Consider the following 18,170-nt stretch of genomic DNA (forward strand, 5'->3'; position numbering starts at 1 on the left):
GTACTTGGATTCCGCCTTTTGATGCTGGGACCGTCCCTTGACGGGCTAGCGCGGAACAGCAGCATAATGCGTCCGCCTTCCTATCAACATGGAAATCTCCTCATGCCGAAAACCCTGGCCGATGTCCTGACGGAACAACTTGCTCAAATGGGGGTCCGCCGCATGTTCGGCGTGCCGGGCGGCGGCAGCAGCCTGGATCTTATCGATGCGGGCGCGCGACACGGGATCGAATTCATCCTCAGCCAGACCGAGACGGCTGGTGCGATCATGGCGTCCGTTACCGGGGAATTGACCGGTGCCCCCGGCGTCGTCCTGACCGGCGTGGGGCCGGGCGCAGCCAGCGTGGTGAATGGTGCCGCATATGCGTCCTTGGAAAAGGCCCCGTTGGTCGTGTTCACGGATCAGGTCGAAGGAACCAATGCCGGTGGAATCCATCAGAAATACGATCAACAGGCAATGTTCGCCCCGCTGGTTCGCGGTGGAGCGGCGCTGGATGCCGAAACCGGTCCGGATGCGTTCGTCGGCCTGTTGCGTCGGGCAATTACTCCACCGCTTGGCCCGGTCCATGTCGACTTGTCCGCGGCCCAGGCGTCGCGACCAGCGGCGCTGCCGCGAATCGAATCCGCCGATGTTCCCGGCGATCAGTTTCCGGACGTTTCCTCAAAGGTAGCCGACCTCCTCAAGCAATGCCGCCGCCCGGTTCTGCTCGTCGGTCTCGAGGCGCGGTCTGCGGAGGTCGCCCAAGCCGTGCGGCATCTGGCCCAGCGGGTCGGTTGTCCGGTTCTCACCACCTATAAGGCAAAGGGTATCGTACCCGATGCCGATCCGGGTCTTGTCGGGCATGTGACCGGCGGAACCGCGGAGGCGTCGGTGCTGCACGCCGCCGACCTGATCCTGACCGTCGGATTGGATCCGATCGAGTTGATCAATCAGCCCTGGCCCTACAAAGCACCCGTCATCGATATCGCCGAAGTCGAGCATGATGCGGGGCCCTTCCGCGCCGTTGCACAATTGATTGGTGACCCGGCAGTCATACTGCCCGCCTTGATCGGTCATGGCCTGACAGGCGATTGGACCATGGATGAGGTTGCTGCGATGAAGTCGTCGCAGCAGACGCGCTTGATGCCCCTGGACATGGACTGGGATAAGCATCCGGACGACCCGCGTCCGTTGGTGCAGGCAATCCAACGGGCGTCCAACGGTGCGCGACTGACGGTCGATTCCGGTGCGCATATGTTTCCGGCGATGGCTTTATGGCGGGCGGAAATTCCATTTGGCGTGCTGAAGTCCAATGGGTTGTCGACGATGGGCTTCGCGGTGCCGGCAGGGATAGCGGCGGCGCTGCATGACCCGGAGCTACCGGTCATCGCCATTACCGGGGATGGCGGCCTATCCATGTGTCTGACTGAATTGGCGACGGCGGCACGGTTGGGCGTCGATCTCGTCACCGTCGTGTTCAACGATGCGGCATTGTCGCTGATCGATATCAAGCAACAGGCACAGCAACGACCGTCTCTCGGCGTGCGTTATCCGACGATCGATTATGCCGCGGCGGCCGAGGCGATGGGGGTAAGAGGATCCCGCGTGAGGGGTGTCGAGGCGCTGTCCGATGCGGTTGGCGAGGCACTGTCGCGCGGTGGCCCGTCCCTAATTGACGTCACGGTCGACCCGTCCGGATATCCGGATATGCTGTCGGCTCTTCGCAAATAGGGGGGCGACCTTTGTTCCTCAGCTTATCACCGCAATTCCCGGGAGCGATGCAGCGACAATGCCTCCTGCAGGAAGAATGATTCTATGACCGGCAATATGCAGCACCCCGACAGGCCGGTACGCGGGATCGTTCTGATGATGGCCGCGGTGCTTTTCATCGCGGGGCAGGAGGCGATTGCCAAACATCTGACGCAGGAAGGGCTTCCCCTCTCCCAGGTGATCTGGGCGCGATATGCGTCGCATCTTCTGCTGATGCTGTTGTTCCTGTTGCCCCGGGACGGTCTTTCGGTTTTTCGCTCCACGCGTCCTGTCGCGCAGGTCGGACGGTCGATGCTGCTGTTGATCGACACGATTCTGTATTTCCTCGCCTTGACCTTTCTGTCCCTGGTCGAGGTGACCGCCATCGTCTTCGTTGCGCCGATCATGGTCGTCCTTTTGGCGAAGCCTTTGCTGGGCGAAACCCTGACCGCTCGACGATTGATCGCCGCTTTGGTGGGGTTTGTTGGCGTGCTGATAATTGTTCGGCCCGGATTCGACGGGTTGAGCTGGCCGGCCTTGCTGGTGATCGGCTCGGCGATCTGTATCGCCTTGTTCAGTCTTGCGACACGGCGAATGCGCTCAGTCGATCCGAGCCGGGTAACGATGCTCTACACGGCCCTGGTCGGGACTGTGGCCGCGTCATGCTGGGTCCCATTCGAATGGGTCGCGCCGAGCTTGGAGCATTGGGCGTTAATGATCGCGATCGGCGTGCTTGGCGGCACGGGGCACGGGCTGTTGATCGTTGCGCATCAGGATGCGCCGGCCTCCACGATCGCGCCTTTCATGTATATCCAGATCCTATGGGCGCTCGGGCTCGGTTGGATCGTTTTCGGGGATTGGCCGGATATTGCCACATTCATCGGGGCGGCGGTGATTATTGCGGGCGGGCTTACCGTTCTGACCGGTGAAGCCCGCCGCAGGAGAGCGTGACGGTTTTGGTCAGCTGATCTGTAACACGTCACCGTCGACGCTGATGATCTGCCCGGATACTTTCTGCGCCATATCCGACGACAGGAACACTGCCATATTGGCGATGTCATAAGGCGAAACGCTGGTCCGCATCGCGACGCCGGATACCAGTTTCTCGCGCATGGCGTCGAAGGAGATGTTCATTGCCTTCGCCTTGGCGTCGATCACGCGGTCGATCCGTTCGCCGTCCACGATACCCGGCAAAATCGCGTTGCTGCGGATGTTGTCGGGTCCCAATTCGGCCGCCAGAGTTTTGGTGAAGCCGACCACGGCCCATTTCGATGCCGCATAGGGAAGGCGCAGGGGAAAACCGAGACGGCCCGCGACGGAGGAAAGATTGATGACGGCACCCTTCTGGTTGGCTTTCAGCATCGGGGTAGCCAGCTTGGTGCAGTAAAAATGCGCGGTGATGTTGACGTCCAGCGTGCGCTGCCAGTCATCCAGTTCGATATCCTCGACACGCGCCGTCGGCCCGGCAATGCCGACATTGTTGACCAGCACGTCCAGTCCGCCGAGTGTCTTTTCAATGTCTTCGAACATCGCCGAAACGGCTTCGTAATCCGCGCAGTCGCAGTTCACGGCTTTCACGCTTGGGTATTTGGCGCGCAGATCTTCCAGCGTTTCATCGACGACGTCGCATGTATAAACCTTCGCATTCGCCTTCACGAATGTATCGACCATCGCGCGGCCGATACCGGACGCTCCGGCGGAAATGAAAACTCTCGACCCTTTAAGATCTATCGACATGTTGTTTCCTCCATTAAGGTATTAGTGTTGGCTTGTTTCATTTCTCATCGTCCAGAATGGCTTCGTAAAGGACCAATGTCTGTTCGGTGATAACCGGTTCGGCGAACTCTTCCTCGGCGGCCCGCCTGGCTGCAATGCCGTATGTCTTTCGAAGCGCCTCGTCTTCCGCCAATCGTTCCAGTGCCGCTGCCAAAGGCTCGGCCTCGCGCACAGGGACCAGTATCCCGGTCTCTCCATTACGGCAGACTTCCCGGCAGCCCGGAACATCCGTCGCGACCATCGGCAGACCGCAGGCAGCCGCCTCCAGCAGCGATTTCGGCAGGCCTTCGCGGTAGGAAGGTAGAACGGCGATGTGGCTTCCTGCATAGACGGCGGCAACATCGGTGGTGGGGCCGGCAATATCGACGATGCCTTCCGCCCGCCATGCATCGAGCATTTCTTGCGGAATCGACGCCGGGTTGTCGTCCGTCGGACCGATCAGGCGGACTACGATATCCTTTCCACTGCGACGCAGAAGCCGGGCGGCGTCGACCAATTCGCCTATGCCCTTGTCCCATAGCATCCGGCTGACGCAGCTGACCGTGATGGGGCCAGCCGGTTCGGGCGAGGGTGTGAAGGTATTTGTATCGACGCCCGATCCACGAATGATCGCGATGCGGTCCGAGGATACGCCGATCCGGGACTGGAACAGGGCGCTGTCATCCCCGTTCTGCAGAATCAGCCGGGTGTTGCGCCGATTCAGCAGGATTCTGAAAGCGGCGGCCAGGGCCGGCCGGACCAGCGTGGCGAAAGCGCCCTTGCTGATGAAGACAAATCCCAGGCCCGCCATCGCATTCACGACATGAGGCACGCCAGCGAGCCAGGCCGCGACCGAGCCGTAAAGAACCGGCTTCACGGCGACCTGGTGTACGATATCAGGCCGCACACGCCGGTACAGTTTTCGGAGCGCGAGGATCGACCCGATATCCGCAAAAGGGTTCCGTCCGCTGCGGTTCAGCCTGATGGGATAGAGCGCGAACCCTTCATTCCGGATTGCTTCGCCATGCTTGCGTACGCGGCATGCGACGGCAACTTTCATCCCTGCATCCCGGGCCGCCCGTGCTATGGGAAGGCGGTGGGAACAGAAGTACCAATCCTCGCTGACCAGGAAGAGGAGAGTCTTTCCTTCAAGCTTGGGAAAGAGAGACGTCATTTGGTCAACCGGCGCTTCAGACGGAAGGGGACCAGCGGTCCATCCAGCTTTGCAGCATCAGGATGTTCCACAGGGCTTCGGCATGATTTCCGTCGCCTTTCAGGTGGTCGCGGAAGGCGCGTAGGATCGGCTCGGGCTGCAGGCCGGTGCCGTCGCGTAACCGCTCCACCGACAGCATCTCGAAAGCCCATTCCTTCAAGGGCCCGCGCAGCCAGCCGGCCAGAGGCACCGCGAAACCAGCCTTCGGTCGATCGACCAGATCCTTCGGGACGTAGTGATAAAGAATCTGGCGCAACGGCCATTTTCCGACACCGTCGCGTATCTTGATTTCCTTGGGAAGTGACCAGGCATATTCGACAACCCGGTGGTCCAGCAGCGGCACCCGCGCTTCCAGGCTGCACGCCATGCTTGCCCGGTCCACCTTGGTCAGGATGTCGCCCGGCAGGTAGCTCAGCGTGTCGTAATAGGCCATGCGCTCTGTAAAATCCGACAGGGCGGCGCCGCCACGCCACATGGACAAAGCCGGCTCGTCGACACCAGTCAGCTCCGATGGGTTGTCCCAATGGCTGATCAAGGCGCGATAGGCGTCGTCCTCGCTGCCGCTTGCCAGCAGGTCCGCCAGTTTGTGCATCTTGTCGCCGACCATCCGCGGCCGCTTGCCGCTGGGGATCAAGGCAGACAAGGAGTCCCAGGTTCCGGTCGGCAATGCACGCAACCCTCCGGCCGCGATGGATCGGAATGAACCGGGTACGGACTTGGCCTTGCCCCAGGCGGTTGCGGCGGCTCGGTATCGATTGTAGCCGAAGAAGACTTCGTCGCCGCCATCTCCGGAAAGGGCGACGGTGACATGGTCGCGCGCCAGTTTGGAGACCAGCCAGGTCGGCATGGCGGATGAATCCGCGAAGGGTTCGTCATGCCAATCCGGCATTTGCGGGATAAGATTACGGGCGTCATCAGCGGTCAGGGTCAGTTCGGTATGATCGGTGCCAAGATGATCCGCCACGGCGCGGGCCTGGTCCGCTTCATTATAGCCCGCATTGTCGAACCCAATCGTGAAACTCTTGATCGGGCGGGAGGAACAATCCTGCATCAACGCGGCGATCACGCTGCTGTCGACCCCGCCCGACAGCAAAACGCCGAGTGGCACGTCGGCGACCATGCGCCGTTCGACGGCATCGCGTAGTAGCGGCTCGAGCCTGCCGACAGCAGATTTCGGGTCTGGCGAACTCCGGTCTTTCAGGATCGTGTCGTCCAAATTCCAGAAACGTTCTATCCGCGGCTGTTGATCGATACCGGGCCGGTAGCGCAGGATGCAGCCGGGCTCCAGCTTGAAAATGCCGTCATAGATCGTGAAGGGCGCGGGCACGTAGTTATAGCGTAGGTACTGGGTCATGGCCGCGCGGTTCATGCGGGCCGTCCAGCCGGTCTTGGCGCGTAGTGCCTTCAGTTCCGACCCATACAGGAACATGCCGTCCTGCAGCCCGAAATAGAGCGGCTTGATCCCCAGCCGGTCCCGGATCAGCGTCAGCTCACGCTTTTTCTTGTCCCATAGGGCGATCGCGAACATGCCGATCAACCGTTCTACGGTCTCTTCCACGCCCCAGGCCGAAAAGCCTTCCAGCATCACTTCCGTATCGGAATGCCCGCGCAGCCGGCGGCCTTCGGATTCAAGCACCTGGCGCAGCGACTGATAGTTATAGACCTCGCCATTATATGTGATGACATAACGCTCACAGCTGGACGTCATGGGCTGATTGCCGGAAGGGGACAGATCGATGATCGCAAGACGGCGGAAACCCATGCCGATACCGGCCTCGGAATTCAGCCAATGACCGCCGCTGTCGGGGCCGCGATGCAGCATGGCGTCGGTCATTGCATTGACCTCGGCCAGCAGCGCCTTCGGACCCTTCTCGGATTTTGCTTCGATGAAACCGGCTATCCCGCACATGTTCCGGAACCTAAGGCGTTTTCACCCGATAGGACAGATCGAAAATCGCAATTCTGCAGCATCGTCACGATGACGGGACGGGCAGGCTCTCACCTTCCTTCACGGCTTCCATGACGACATAGGTGGATGTTGAGGCGATGCCTGGAAGGTTGTTGATGATATCGCCCAAAAAGGCGCGGAAGGCATCCATGTCCGCCGTCCGCACCTTCAGAATATAGTCGAAACCGCCGGCGACCATGTGGCATTCGACGACCTCGTCGATTTCACCGACCGCGGCCTTGAACTTTTCGAATACGTCGCTCGTCGTCTTGTCGAGCGTCACCTGCACGAAAACGGCCAGGCCCAAATGCAGTTTCGACGGATTTAGCCGTGCGGAGTAGCCGCGGATAAAGCCTGCCTTCTCAAGCCTTCTTACCCGTTCCAGACACGGGGTCGGCGACAGATTGATACGACGCGCCAGCTCGACATTCGACAGGCGGCCGTCGGATTGCAGCAGCCGTAGAATTGAGCGGTCTATTCGGTCCAGGGGTTTGCTCATAGCAGAATTAATCACTGCATCTATGGCTAATCACCAGATGAAATAGCGAAATAAATGCAAGAATGGAAGCATATTCGGGAAGCTATGCCTTATGATCCTACCGTCGTAACATGAATGGCTCAGCCATTCCTCCAGCACAGGGTGCGTGTCACGCTGTTCTCCGATTCCGATTTCCGCGACCTCATCTCCTCAAGCCAGGAACGCAAGGCGGTCCGTACCGCCTACCGCATGGACGAGGAAACCTGCCTCGCTGAACGCCTGAAACAGGCGAGTCTACCCGCGGATGCCATCGACCGCATAGAGGAGCGGGCCCGGAACCTGGTCAGGCGGGTGCGGGAGGACCGCGTGAAATCTTCCGGCATCGATGCATTCATGCACGAATACGAGTTGTCCAGTCAGGAAGGCGTGGTCCTGATGTGCCTCGCCGAGGCGCTGCTGCGGATTCCCGATTCCGAAACCGCCGATGCGCTGATCAAGGACAAAATCGGCGGTGGAAACTGGGAGTCCCATTTGGGGCATTCGGAATCTTTGTTCGTGAATGCTTCCACATGGGGGCTGATGCTGACCGGCAAACTCGTGAAGCTCGAAGACGCCAAAGCCGATTTCGACTGGCGGTCCATCCTCAACCGCATGGTTCATCGATCCGGCGAACCGGTCATCCGCCAGGCGGTGACCCAGGCGATGCGCGTGATGGGCCGTCAATTTGTCATGGGACGAACAATCGAGGAAGCGACGGACCGGGCGAAGTCGGCGGAAAAGGAAGGGTATCGCCATTCCTACGACATGTTGGGCGAAGCGGCGCGGACCATGGCGGACGCGGAACGCTATTTCAAAGCCTACGCCCATGCGATCGAGGTGATCGGCAAGAAGGCGAAGGGGCGCGGTCCGATCGACTCTCCCGGCGTTTCGATAAAGCTTTCCGCTCTGCATCCGCGATATGAATTCGTTCAGCGCGATCGCGTGATGACGGAACTCTTCCCGAAGCTGATAGACTTGGCTCAGATGGCGAAGGCCCAGGATATCGGCCTTTGCGTCGATGCGGAGGAAGCCGATCGTCTGGATATTTCCATGGACGTGATCAAGGCGGCGTGCGGCGATGCTTCCTTGAAAGGTTGGGATGGGTTCGGCTTGGCGGTCCAGGCCTATCAGAAACGCGCGGCGCCGCTGATCGATTGGCTCGAGGATGTTGCCGGCCGCACCAATCGGCGGTTGATGGTGCGCCTTGTGAAAGGTGCCTATTGGGATACGGAGGTAAAGCGTGCGCAGGAAATGGGCGAAGACGGCTATCCGGTTTTTACCCGCAAGGTCTCCACGGATGTCTCCTATCTGGCCTGTGCGAGAAAGCTGCTGGACGGCGGTAATGCCTTCTATCCGTGCTTCGCGACCCATAATGCCCATTCCGTCGCGGCCGTTATCGAGATGGCTGGGAACCGCAGCGACTATGAATTCCAGCGTCTGCACGGCATGGGCGATGCGCTATACGAACAAATCGTCGGCAAGGACAAGCTGGGGCTGAATTGCCGGGTTTACGCGCCGGTCGGCAGTCATGAAGACCTGTTGGCCTACTTGGTCCGGCGCTTGCTGGAAAACGGGGCGAACACCTCCTTCGTCAATCGTATCGTCGACGAGAAGCAACCGCTTGCCGCCATCGTCGCAGATCCCATCGCGGCGGCGAGGTCCCTTCGCCAGGCCGCCCATCCGGCGATCCCCTTGCCGCGACGTCTGTACGGCGACAGCCGGGCGAATGCCAAAGGGATGGATATTACCGATGTCGTAAAGCTGGAGCCGTTGCGCGCCGCCATGCTCGCGACAGAGGAAGAGAATTGGTGGGCCGGTCCCATCGTTGGCGGCCGCCCGCGGGATGTGCTCACTGGTCGGGTCGTCCACGGTCCCGCGGATACCGGCCGGCCGATCGGCCGTGTGCTCGACGCGACGGCGGATGATGCGCTAACGGCGTTGGACCGCGCCCATCGTGCGCGGCATGCCTGGGACCGGACGCCGGCCAAGGATCGCGCGGACATGCTGCGGCGTATCGCCGATCTTTATGAAGAGAACATGCCGCGCCTGATGGCCTTCGCGGTGCGGGAAGCAGGCAAGTCCATTCCCGATGCCATAGCCGAAGTGCGCGAGGCGGTGGATTTCCTGCGTTACTATGCCGACAAGGCGGTAGAGGATTTTTCCGGACCGACCGTCCTTCCCGGGCCGACAGGCGAAGCGAACAGTATCTCCCTGCACGGTCGGGGCGTCTTTCTGTGTATCTCTCCGTGGAATTTCCCGCTGGCGATTTTCACCGGTCAGGTCGCGGCCGCCCTGGCTTCGGGAAACTGCGTGCTTGCGAAACCGGCGGAACAAACGCCGATCATCGCCTATGAGGCGGTTCGGTTGATGCACCGGGCCGGCCTGCCCGACGATGTTCTTTCCCTGTTGCCGGGCGATGGTCCAACCATCGGGAATGCCTTGTTGCCGGACCCGCGAATTGCCGGCGTCGCTTTCACCGGCTCGACCGAGACGGCGCGGATCATCAACAAGGCGCTTGCCAATCGGGAAGGGCCGATCGCACCGCTGATCGCGGAGACGGGCGGGCAGAATGCCATGATCGTCGACTCCTCGGCCTTGCCGGAACAGGTGACCCGCGATGTGCTGATATCGGCTTTCCAGAGTGCCGGACAGCGCTGCTCGGCCCTGCGTGTTCTCTTCGTCCAGCAGGATATCGCCGACAAGCTGTCGAGGATGATCGCGGGGGCCATGCAGGAATTGCGGGTCGGCGATCCCTCTCGCCTATCGACCGATGTCGGGCCGGTGATCGACGAGGATGCACGCCTGATGCTGTCGAAGCATGCGGAACGAATGGACCGCGAGGCGAAGCTGATTTTCCGGACGCCGTTGCCCGAGGGATGTTCGGCCGGGACGTTCTTCGCGCCCTGCGCCTACGAAATCCCGAGCCTCGACGTTCTGGAACGGGAGGTGTTCGGACCTGTCCTGCATGTCGTTCGCTATAAGTCCACGGAACTCGACAAGGTGATCGACGCCATTAACGGGACCGGATACGGGCTGACCGCGGCGATCCACAGCCGTGTCGAATCCACGGTGAAGCATGTCATCGACCGATTGGAAGTGGGCAATGCCTATGTGAACCGGAACCAGATCGGGGCGATCGTCGGTGTACAACCCTTCGGCGGCGAAGGCCTGTCGGGCACCGGACCGAAAGCGGGCGGTCCGCGTTACCTGCACCGTTTCGCGACGGAGCGGACGGTCAGCATCGATACCACCGCGGCGGGCGGCAACGCATCCCTGATGTCGATGGAGGATTGAGGCGGCAATTCCAATCGGCCCTGACCTGGCATACACAAGGTGGATGGAACGTTATTCTCTGATCGTCGCCGTGTTTCTGCTCTTGGCCGGTGTTGCGCCGGCCAAGGCGCAGGAAACCTATTTGCGCTCCCTGCCGGGTGTGGATCTCGACGGCACGCCGGAGCTTCGTGAAGGGCGCCGCCTGTTCAATCTGCATTTCCTGGACAGGCCGGTAGGGGAGGAAGCGGGCGGCGGGCTCGGCCCGCATTTCAACAGGAATGCCTGTTCGACATGTCACCCGCGCGGCGGCCGCGGTTCCGCGCCTAACGGCCCGGACGAACCGTTGCTGACCGCCCTGGTTCGGCTCAGTGTGTCGGGAACGGCCGCCAACGGCGGTCCCTTGCCGCATCCTCGTTATGGCGGCCAGTTGAATACGCGGGGTATCCGTGACGTTCTGCCGGAAGCGGAAGTTTCCGTTTCCTATGAGGTTGTTCAAGGCACGTACGGCGACGGAACGGCCTACGTATTGAGGCGCCCACAACTTTCCTTTTTTGAGCTGGCCTATGGCCCCTTGGATGATGCATTGACCTCATTTCGGATCGGTCAGCCGATCTACGGTCTTGGCCTTCTGGAGGCCGTGCCCGTCGACGAAATCAGGTCATGGGCGGATCCGGATGATCGGGACGGAGATGGCGTCTCCGGTCGCATGAACAATGTCTGGGGGGGAAGTCTTGAAACGGCTGTGCCGGGACGGTTCGGCTGGAAAGCAAATGAACCCGATCTCGTCCAGCAGACCGCCGCGGCGTTCCTCGGCGATATCGGCATAACCAGCAACTATTTTCCGGAACATGATTGCGGTGCTGGTCAGGAAGTGTGTCGGGCTGCGGACGCGCAAGGGCCCGAAGTGGATCGCGCCGTGCAATTGGTTGCCGGCTATCTGCGGACGATCGCGCCGCCGGCCAGGCGAGACGCGGTATCGATCCGACGGGGTGAGGCGCTTTTCGATGAAGCGGGCTGCGCAAAATGCCACCGGCCGACCTTAGGGCTCACTGCTTCGGACAAGGCGTATCTCAACGGCGTGCAGGTGGATGCCTATACCGATCTGCTGCTTCACGATATGGGCGAGGGCCTTGCCGACGGTCGTCCGGATTTCGAAGCGATTGGCAGGGAATGGCGGACACCGCCGCTTTGGGGGATCGGTTTGGCCGAAACCGTGCATGGGCGTTTTGCCTTGTTGCATGACGGGCGCGCCCGCTCCCTTGAAGAGGCGATCCTTTGGCACGGTGGCGAAGGAGAGACGGCGCGAGAAGCATTCAGAACCATGGCCGTGGGCGACCGCGCCGCATTGGTGGCCTTCCTTAAATCGCTATAGTTCAAAAAAACGTGATCGATTGGTGAGAAATGCAAGTGCGAGTGACTTGCAGAAATCTCTCATTCAGGATACCTCATGGATGCGAACGCGACGCAATTGCCCGGGGTTCTGATGAACCCTGGTGCGCGGGGCGGATACGAACAATCAGCAGTGGGACGAAAATGAACATGCAGTGGAAATCGAGTTTTGCAGCCGCAATCGTCATGACCGGCATGGCCGCGACGGCCGGAACGGCCTTGGCTGCGGAAGTGAACGTGTATTCCTATCGTCAGCCCTTCCTGATCGAGCCGATGTTCGAGGAATTCACCAAGGAAACCGGCATCGATGTGAACGTTGTCTTCGCGAAGGAAGGTTTGGTCGAGCGATTGAAGCAGGAAGGCGCCAACAGCCCGGCGGATCTGCTGCTGACGGTCGATATCTCGCGCCTTGCCGCGCTCAAGAAGGTCGGCGCGACGCAAGCGGTCTCCAGCGATGTGCTGAACGACGCCATTCCGGCAAATCTTCGTGACGACGACGGCCATTGGTTTGGTCTTACGACCCGTGCGCGGATCATTTACGCGTCGAAGGATCGTGTTCCCAAAGGTGCGATCACCAGCTACGACGATCTGACCAAGCCGGAGTGGAAGGGCAAGATCTGCACCCGCAGCGGCTCCCATGTCTACAATATCGCCCTGCTTGCTTCCAAGATTGCCCATGACGGTGCGGATCAGGCCAAAGCATGGCTGGCCGGTTTGAAGGACAATCTGGCCCGCAAGCCGGAAGGCAATGACCGGGCCCAGGTCAAGGCGATCAAGGAAGGTGAATGTGACCTTTCGCTCGGCAACCACTACTACATGGGGGCCATGCTGGCGAAACCGGAACAGAAAGCCTGGGCCGAAAGCGCCTATATCGTCTTCCCGGACCAGGATGGACGCGGCACGCATGTGAATGTTTCCGGCGTCGCGCTGACTAAGGCGGCCCCGAACAAGGAAAACGCCATCAAGCTCATGGAATTCCTGGCCGGTGAAACCGCTCAGAAAATGTATGCTGACCTGAACAACGAATATCCGGTTCGTCCGGGCGTTGAATGGTCGCCGCTGCTGAAGTCCTGGGGCGATTTCAAGACGGACGATCTGAGCTTGTCCGCGATCGCTGAGCTTTCGCCGAAAGCACAGAAACTGGTGGACGAAGTCGGCTACAACGAGTAGGCGTCCCTTTCGCCCTCAACGGGCCAGGGAAAAGCAACTCGGATCGTAATGACGGATATCGTCGAGCCGACAGGCGGTCTATCGATTGAGCCTACCCGGCCCGCGTCCTCCACAGGACGCGGGCGCTGGGTTTTTGGGGCGTTGTTCGTCGCCGGTCTGGTGCTGCTTCCCGTCATCTCGATCGTCTGGATCGCCTTCAATCCGGTTGAGAATATTTGGCCGCATCTGCTGTCGACGACGCTGCCCAGATATGTCAGCAACACGTTGATCCTGATGGTCGGTGTCGGTGTCGGGACGATCATCGGCGGAATCACGACCGCCTGGCTGGTCACGATGTGCCGCTTTCCGGGCAAGCGCTTCTTCGAATGGGCTTTGATCCTGCCCTTGGCGATGCCGGCTTATGTGGTCGCATATGTCTACACCGACCTGCTGGAATTTGCCGGCCCGATCCAATCGGCGCTGCGCGACCTGATGGGGTGGAAGCTGAAGTCGGATTACTGGTTCCCGGCGATCAGAAGCCATGGCGGCGCCATTTTGGTTCTGTCCCTCGTGCTGTATCCATATGTCTACATGATGGCGCGTGCCGCCTTTCTTCAGCAATCGGTCTGTGTCCTGGAAGCGGGGCGGGTGCTGGGGCGCAGCCCCTGGCGCTGTTTTTGGACCATAGGATTGCCGTTGGCGCGGCCGGCGGTGGTGGCCGGCGTCGCGCTGGCCATGATGGAAACCTTGAACGATTTCGGCACGATCGACTTCTTCGGCGTTCATACGCTGACAGCCGGTGTTTTTGATGTGTGGCTGAATATGGGCAATGCGGGTGGCGCTGCGCAGATTGCCCTGGTGATGCTGGTATTCGTGGTCGGCTTGTTGTGGATCGAACGGCAGTCTCGCCGCCGCCAAAGGTTTCACCAAACGACAAACCGATACCAGGCTCTGCCCGGCTATGCGCTTCGGCCTTCCCTTCGGGCTGCCGCTATTCTGATGTGTACCCTGCCAATCCTGCTTGGCTTTGTCGTGCCGGCGGTCATCCTGCTCGATTATGCCGTACTCTATTTCGAGCAAAGCTTCTCCGTCGAGTATTTCGAATTTGCCAGAAACAGCCTCCTGCTTGCCGGGGCATCGGCCTGCGCCGCCGTCCTGGTTGGATTGTTCCTGGCCTATGCCATGCGGATCGGCGGCGGCAAGATTCTCAATACGGCGGCACGCCTGGCGAGTGTCGGTTACGCTGTGCCCGGTGCCGTGTTGGCGGTTGGGGTCTTGGTTCCTTTCGCCCGGTTCGATAACGGTGTCGACGCGGTCATGCGCAGTACGTTCGGCATATCCACCGGATTACTGCTTTCAGGAACGGTATTCGCGCTGGTCTTTGCTTATGTGGTCCGGTTCCTTGCGGTCGGCATGGGCGGCGTGGAAGCCAGTCTGGCCAAGGTAACCAAGAACATGGACGACGCCGCGCGGACCTTGGGTCATGGTCCCTGGGCGACCCTGAAACGTGTTCATCTGCCGATGATACGCAGTGGCATTCTGGGCGGTGCGGTTCTCGTGTTTGTGGATACGATGAAGGAATTGCCCGCGACGTTGATCTTGCGGCCGTTCAATTTCGATACGCTGGCGACCTTCGTTTATCAGTACGCCAGTGATGAGCGACTTGCGGAGAGCGCCCTGGGCGCTTTGACGATCGTTGCCGCGGGGGTCGTTCCCGTCCTGATGTTGAGTCGCGCGATCAGCAGTGCCCGCCCCGGCCATGCGGACGAACGGAACTGATCAGGCGATTGTCTCGTCATCATCCAGCGGGAATGTCTGAGCGTCATCGGGGATCTCGTAATAATCCCCTTTGAAGTTCACGAAGACATGGCGATCCATGCGCATGCCTTGTTCATGGTCAAGCGAACCCGCGCCGACCGCGACCCGATCGCCACCGATTTGGCGCCAGAACAAGTTCGAGCCGCAACGTTGGCAGAAACCGCGTTCCGCTGTTTCCGAAGACCGATACCATTTCAATGCATGCTTTGAGTTACTGATCAGGAGGTCGTCGGTGGCAACGTCTGTTGACGCGGCGTAATGGCCGCTGGTTCTGCGGCATTGCTCGCAATGACAGCCGATCACGGGCCCTAAAGGGCCGGTGATCCTGTAGCGTATGGCGCCGCAAAGGCACCCGCCTGTTACCGGACTCTCCCTGGTGCTCATAGCTGCGCCGTCAAAAACGAAAATGACCCCGGCGGCACTTCACCACCGGGGCCTGATACTGTCCAGGGACTAGTCCTCGCAGGCTGGCTTATTGCCGTCAGGCAGCCTGTTGCGCGGCGTCGAGGCGAAATCTACGTTCTGCGAGCCTGTCTGCCGCGAGATGCGTGGCAAGGGCCTCGCTTTCGGCCAGGGCATAGACCTCCAGCAGGACGTCGCCGATGCCGGCCACATGGGCGAAGGCCCGGTCGTGGTCGTAGTCGGGGCCTTCGTGGTAGATGTGGATCACACCGCCCGCATTGATGACATAGTCGGGCGCATAGAGGATGCCCCGCCGAGCCAGTTGGTCGCCGTCGGTGTCCGTAGCCAGCTGGTTATTGGCCGACCCGGCGACGATGGATGCCTTCAAACGCGGGATAGTGCTCTCGTTCAGGGTCGCACCGAGCGCGCAAGGCGCATAGATGTCGACATCGGCGTCGTAAATCTCATCCAACGAAACAACCTTGGCGCCCAGTTCCTTCTCGGCCCGGGTCAAGGCTGCCTTGTCGATATCCGTGACCACCAATTCGGCACCGGCAAGGCGCAACTGGTTGGCAAGGTCGTATCCGACATGGCCGAGGCCCTGCACGGCGACGCGCAGGCCATTCAGGTCTTCCCGTCCCAATTTGTACTTAACCGACGCCTTGATGCCGGAGAACACGCCATAGGCGGTTGCTGGGGACGGGTCGCCGCCTTCACCCTTCACGCCTTTGACATGCGGCGTGCCGCGACGGATCTCGGTCATGTCGTCCGGATTTGTCCCGACGTCCTCCGCGATCGTATAGGTTCCGTTGAGGCGGTCGACCATACGACCCATGGCGCGCATCATCGCAGGCGTCTTTTGCGTTTTGGCATCGCCGATGATCACCGATTTTCCGCCGCCGTAAGGCAGGTTGGCCAGCGCGTTCTTGTAGGTCATTCCCTTCGAAAGGCGAAGCACGTCGGTCAGGGCGTCGTCTTCGCTGGCATAGGCCCACATCCTGCATCCGCCGAGTGCCGGACCCCGATTGGTGTTGTGAACGGCGATGATCGCCTTGAGGCCCGAAGCCTCGTCGTGACAGAACACCACTTGTTCGTGGTTATCGAAATGGGCGGAACCGAAAAGAGACATTGGATCGCTCCTTCCTAAGCAGACCTCAAAGTTGGATCTTGTAAGGCCCGGCATTCGGGCCATTCCAAACCCGCGCATTAAAAAAGATGGGCACGCAGGTCGTTGAAATATTATTTCAATAATATACTCCCATTTTCGCCGCCTCCCAATCATCTTAATGCGAGCTCTGTAAAAAAGACTTAATGTTTTCAGTTTGTTAAGCGCAGTGGAAAGGATTGTTCGTTTGACGCAGACTGTACGTATTGAAATTGCGATATTGCGGTGCATCTACTGCAACGCACAATGTAAAGGAGTGATCTGAGTTGGCTGAAAACGGGTCCCGACCGCGCGTGATCATCGACTGCGATCCCGGTGTGGATGATGCGATCGCGCTGATGGTCGCCGCCGCGCCAACGGCCGGTTTCGAACTTGCCGGTGTAACGGCGGTGGCGGGTAATCTGCCGTTGGACGATACGTTCCGGAATGCGCGGTCGCTGATGGCGTTTCTGGGCAAGCATGATGTGCCGGTGCATGCCGGCGCGGCGCGGCCCCTGCAACGTGATCCGGTGCCGGCTATTCATCATATCCATGGCTGGAACGGATTGGGAGGGCTTGAATTGGCCGTGCCTGCAAGCAGCGCGCGGCGCGGATCGGCCATCGATCATATTCTGGAGGTCTGCGCGGAAGGCCCCGTCACTCTTTGTCCGATCGGTCCGCTGACAACTGTTGCCCGGTTGTTGGAAGAAGCGCCTGAAGTCGCGTCGTCAATCGAGCGGGTCGTTCTGATGGGCGGGGCCGCTTTCGTGCCCGGAAATGTCACGGACACAGCCGAGTTCAATATCTGGGCGGACCCGCATGCGGCGGCCGTGGTTTTCGATGCCCAGATCGAGAAGGTGATGATTGGGTTGGATGTCACGATGCAGGTTGGTGCCGACCCGACTTGGATCGATGCGTTGGACGAAGCGAAGCATCGTTGGGGCACGGCGGCGGCGCATATGCTGCGGGGCTATAACAGCGGCTCCATGGCGCTTCATGATCCATGCGTTCCGGTCTATCTGGACCGACCGGATTACTTCAACGGTAGGCGCTGCAGCGTCAGTATCGACACCGAAGAGTCAACGCGCTTTGGGCAAAGCGTCGCCAACCCGGACCCGCAGGGAAATACCCTCGTGCTGACGGAGGTGGACCCGGACGCCGTCCGAGCCCACGTAGCCGCCGCCATCCTGTCGGCTTCTGGCTAGACCGCGCCTAGAGACCGAGGTTCTTTTCCACGAAAAAGAGGCGGTCCTGTCCCCAGAAAGGCTCGCCGTCCACCTGATACCAGGGCATGCCGAAGACACCGGCTTCAATCGCGTCCTCGGTGTATTTCTCGAACCGTGCGATCACGTCGTCGGATTTCGACTTTTGAAGCAGGGCGGCCCCGTCCATCCCCTGGGCTGTGGCGATAGCGGCAACAGTGCCTTCATCCGCGAGGTCCTTGTCTTCGGCCCAGCAACCGCGCATCAATGCCAAGGACAACGCGCCGATATCGAAGCCGGATAACAGCGCGGCGATTGCAATCTGTGCGGAGCACCGGTCGGGCGCCGGATGGAATTTCGGCTGAAGGTTAAGCGGAATACCGACCTCGTCCCGCCACCGGCGCAGCTCGGCGAGACGGTAATTTCGGCGCTGGATAGGCCGTTTCGCCAGCGGCAGCCCGCCGCTTGCGGCAAATACCTTGCCGGCGTCTATTGGTTTGAAGTTTATCGTTGCTCCCGCGCGTTTCGCGGCTTCGATAAGGCGCTCATGACCCAAATAGGACCACGGCGAAAGGTGTGAATAATAATAGTCGATTGTCTCAGCCAAAATGAATCCCCCTGATCCCGGTCTT

The 18,170-nt window shown here is 60.3% G+C and carries 14 protein-coding genes; 7 read left to right on the forward strand and 7 right to left on the reverse strand.

Annotation, left to right across the window (positions count from 1 at the left end; translation table 11 throughout):
* Window positions 1-102: 102 nt before the first annotated feature.
* Window positions 103-1,710, forward strand: a complete 1,608-nt coding sequence (locus tag ACQK2G_RS01670; protein WP_425403277.1) for a thiamine pyrophosphate-binding protein — start codon at window positions 103-105, stop codon at window positions 1,708-1,710.
* An 84-nt stretch (window positions 1,711-1,794) separates the two neighbouring features.
* The gene (locus ACQK2G_RS01675; protein ID WP_425403278.1) at window positions 1,795-2,679 is read left to right on the forward strand and encodes a DMT family transporter; all 885 of its coding nucleotides are present in this window, start codon (window positions 1,795-1,797) and stop codon (window positions 2,677-2,679) included.
* Window positions 2,680-2,688: 9 nt separating this feature from the next.
* Here the strand turns inward: ACQK2G_RS01675 and ACQK2G_RS01680 are convergent, their stop codons facing one another.
* The 4 genes from ACQK2G_RS01680 to ACQK2G_RS01695 form a co-directional block, all read right to left on the reverse strand.
* Window positions 2,689-3,465, reverse strand: a complete 777-nt coding sequence (locus tag ACQK2G_RS01680; protein ID WP_425403279.1) for an SDR family oxidoreductase — start codon at window positions 3,463-3,465, stop codon at window positions 2,689-2,691.
* Between the two features lie 37 nt (window positions 3,466-3,502).
* Window positions 3,503-4,657: a glycosyltransferase family 4 protein gene (locus ACQK2G_RS01685; protein ID WP_425403280.1), complete on the reverse strand. Its 1,155-nt coding sequence runs from the start codon at window positions 4,655-4,657 to the stop codon at window positions 3,503-3,505.
* Window positions 4,658-4,673: 16 nt separating this feature from the next.
* Window positions 4,674-6,605, reverse strand: coding sequence for an asparagine synthase (glutamine-hydrolyzing) (asnB, locus tag ACQK2G_RS01690; protein WP_425403281.1), 1,932 nt, complete (start codon window positions 6,603-6,605; stop codon window positions 4,674-4,676).
* Window positions 6,606-6,669: 64 nt separating this feature from the next.
* Complete coding sequence (locus tag ACQK2G_RS01695) at window positions 6,670-7,143, reverse strand: Lrp/AsnC ligand binding domain-containing protein (protein WP_425403282.1); 474 nt, start codon at window positions 7,141-7,143, stop codon at window positions 6,670-6,672.
* Between the two features lie 114 nt (window positions 7,144-7,257).
* Here ACQK2G_RS01695 and putA point away from each other — a divergent pair, with 114 nt between their 5' ends.
* From putA to ACQK2G_RS01715, 4 genes are all read left to right on the forward strand, one after another.
* Entirely contained in the window at window positions 7,258-10,455 is a 3,198-nt protein-coding gene (gene putA / locus ACQK2G_RS01700; protein ID WP_425403283.1) for a bifunctional proline dehydrogenase/L-glutamate gamma-semialdehyde dehydrogenase PutA, read from the forward strand.
* A 43-nt stretch (window positions 10,456-10,498) separates the two neighbouring features.
* Window positions 10,499-11,806, forward strand: a complete 1,308-nt coding sequence (locus tag ACQK2G_RS01705) for a di-heme oxidoredictase family protein (RefSeq protein WP_425403284.1) — start codon at window positions 10,499-10,501, stop codon at window positions 11,804-11,806.
* A gap of 167 nt (window positions 11,807-11,973) precedes the next feature.
* Window positions 11,974-12,993, forward strand: coding sequence for a Fe(3+) ABC transporter substrate-binding protein (locus ACQK2G_RS01710; protein WP_425403285.1), 1,020 nt, complete (start codon window positions 11,974-11,976; stop codon window positions 12,991-12,993).
* Between the two features lie 48 nt (window positions 12,994-13,041).
* Entirely contained in the window at window positions 13,042-14,751 is a 1,710-nt protein-coding gene (locus ACQK2G_RS01715; protein WP_425403286.1) for an ABC transporter permease, read from the forward strand.
* On the opposite strand, the gene ACQK2G_RS01720 is transcribed toward ACQK2G_RS01715, so the two are convergent.
* Entirely contained in the window at window positions 14,752-15,174 is a 423-nt protein-coding gene (locus ACQK2G_RS01720; RefSeq protein WP_425403287.1) for a GFA family protein, read from the reverse strand.
* Window positions 15,175-15,271: 97 nt separating this feature from the next.
* On the reverse strand, window positions 15,272-16,321 hold the full coding sequence (locus ACQK2G_RS01725) for a Glu/Leu/Phe/Val dehydrogenase dimerization domain-containing protein (RefSeq protein WP_425403288.1): 1,050 nt from the start codon (window positions 16,319-16,321) through the stop codon (window positions 15,272-15,274).
* Between the two features lie 302 nt (window positions 16,322-16,623).
* On the opposite strand from ACQK2G_RS01725, the gene ACQK2G_RS01730 reads away from it, so the two are divergent.
* Window positions 16,624-17,541, forward strand: coding sequence for a nucleoside hydrolase (locus ACQK2G_RS01730; RefSeq protein WP_425403289.1), 918 nt, complete (start codon window positions 16,624-16,626; stop codon window positions 17,539-17,541).
* Between the two features lie 7 nt (window positions 17,542-17,548).
* Here ACQK2G_RS01730 and ACQK2G_RS01735 read toward each other — a convergent pair whose 3' ends face one another.
* Window positions 17,549-18,145, reverse strand: coding sequence for a 2-hydroxychromene-2-carboxylate isomerase (locus ACQK2G_RS01735; protein ID WP_425403290.1), 597 nt, complete (start codon window positions 18,143-18,145; stop codon window positions 17,549-17,551).
* Between the last annotated feature and the right edge of the window lie 25 nt (window positions 18,146-18,170).

Origin of the sequence: Hwanghaeella sp. (genome assembly GCF_965227365.1) — a bacterium.
Lineage (GTDB): Bacteria > Pseudomonadota > Alphaproteobacteria > UBA8366 > Aestuariispiraceae > Hwanghaeella.

Excerpts from the sequence above, each read along its gene's own strand:
- ACQK2G_RS01670 (WP_425403277.1), top strand. The coding sequence starts at position 103 with ATGCCGAAAACCCTGGCCGATGTCCTGACGGAACAACTTGCTCAAATG.
- ACQK2G_RS01675 (WP_425403278.1), top strand. The coding sequence starts at position 1,795 with ATGACCGGCAATATGCAGCACCCCGACAGGCCGGTACGCGGGATCGTT.
- ACQK2G_RS01680 (WP_425403279.1), bottom strand. The coding sequence starts at position 3,465 with ATGTCGATAGATCTTAAAGGGTCGAGAGTTTTCATTTCCGCCGGAGCG.
- ACQK2G_RS01685 (WP_425403280.1), bottom strand. The coding sequence starts at position 4,657 with ATGACGTCTCTCTTTCCCAAGCTTGAAGGAAAGACTCTCCTCTTCCTG.
- asnB (WP_425403281.1), bottom strand. The coding sequence starts at position 6,605 with ATGTGCGGGATAGCCGGTTTCATCGAAGCAAAATCCGAGAAGGGTCCG.
- ACQK2G_RS01695 (WP_425403282.1), bottom strand. The coding sequence starts at position 7,143 with ATGAGCAAACCCCTGGACCGAATAGACCGCTCAATTCTACGGCTGCTG.
- putA (WP_425403283.1), top strand. The coding sequence starts at position 7,258 with ATGGCTCAGCCATTCCTCCAGCACAGGGTGCGTGTCACGCTGTTCTCC.
- ACQK2G_RS01705 (WP_425403284.1), top strand. The coding sequence starts at position 10,499 with ATGGAACGTTATTCTCTGATCGTCGCCGTGTTTCTGCTCTTGGCCGGT.
- ACQK2G_RS01710 (WP_425403285.1), top strand. The coding sequence starts at position 11,974 with ATGCAGTGGAAATCGAGTTTTGCAGCCGCAATCGTCATGACCGGCATG.
- ACQK2G_RS01715 (WP_425403286.1), top strand. The coding sequence starts at position 13,042 with ATGACGGATATCGTCGAGCCGACAGGCGGTCTATCGATTGAGCCTACC.
- ACQK2G_RS01720 (WP_425403287.1), bottom strand. The coding sequence starts at position 15,174 with ATGAGCACCAGGGAGAGTCCGGTAACAGGCGGGTGCCTTTGCGGCGCC.
- ACQK2G_RS01725 (WP_425403288.1), bottom strand. The coding sequence starts at position 16,321 with ATGTCTCTTTTCGGTTCCGCCCATTTCGATAACCACGAACAAGTGGTG.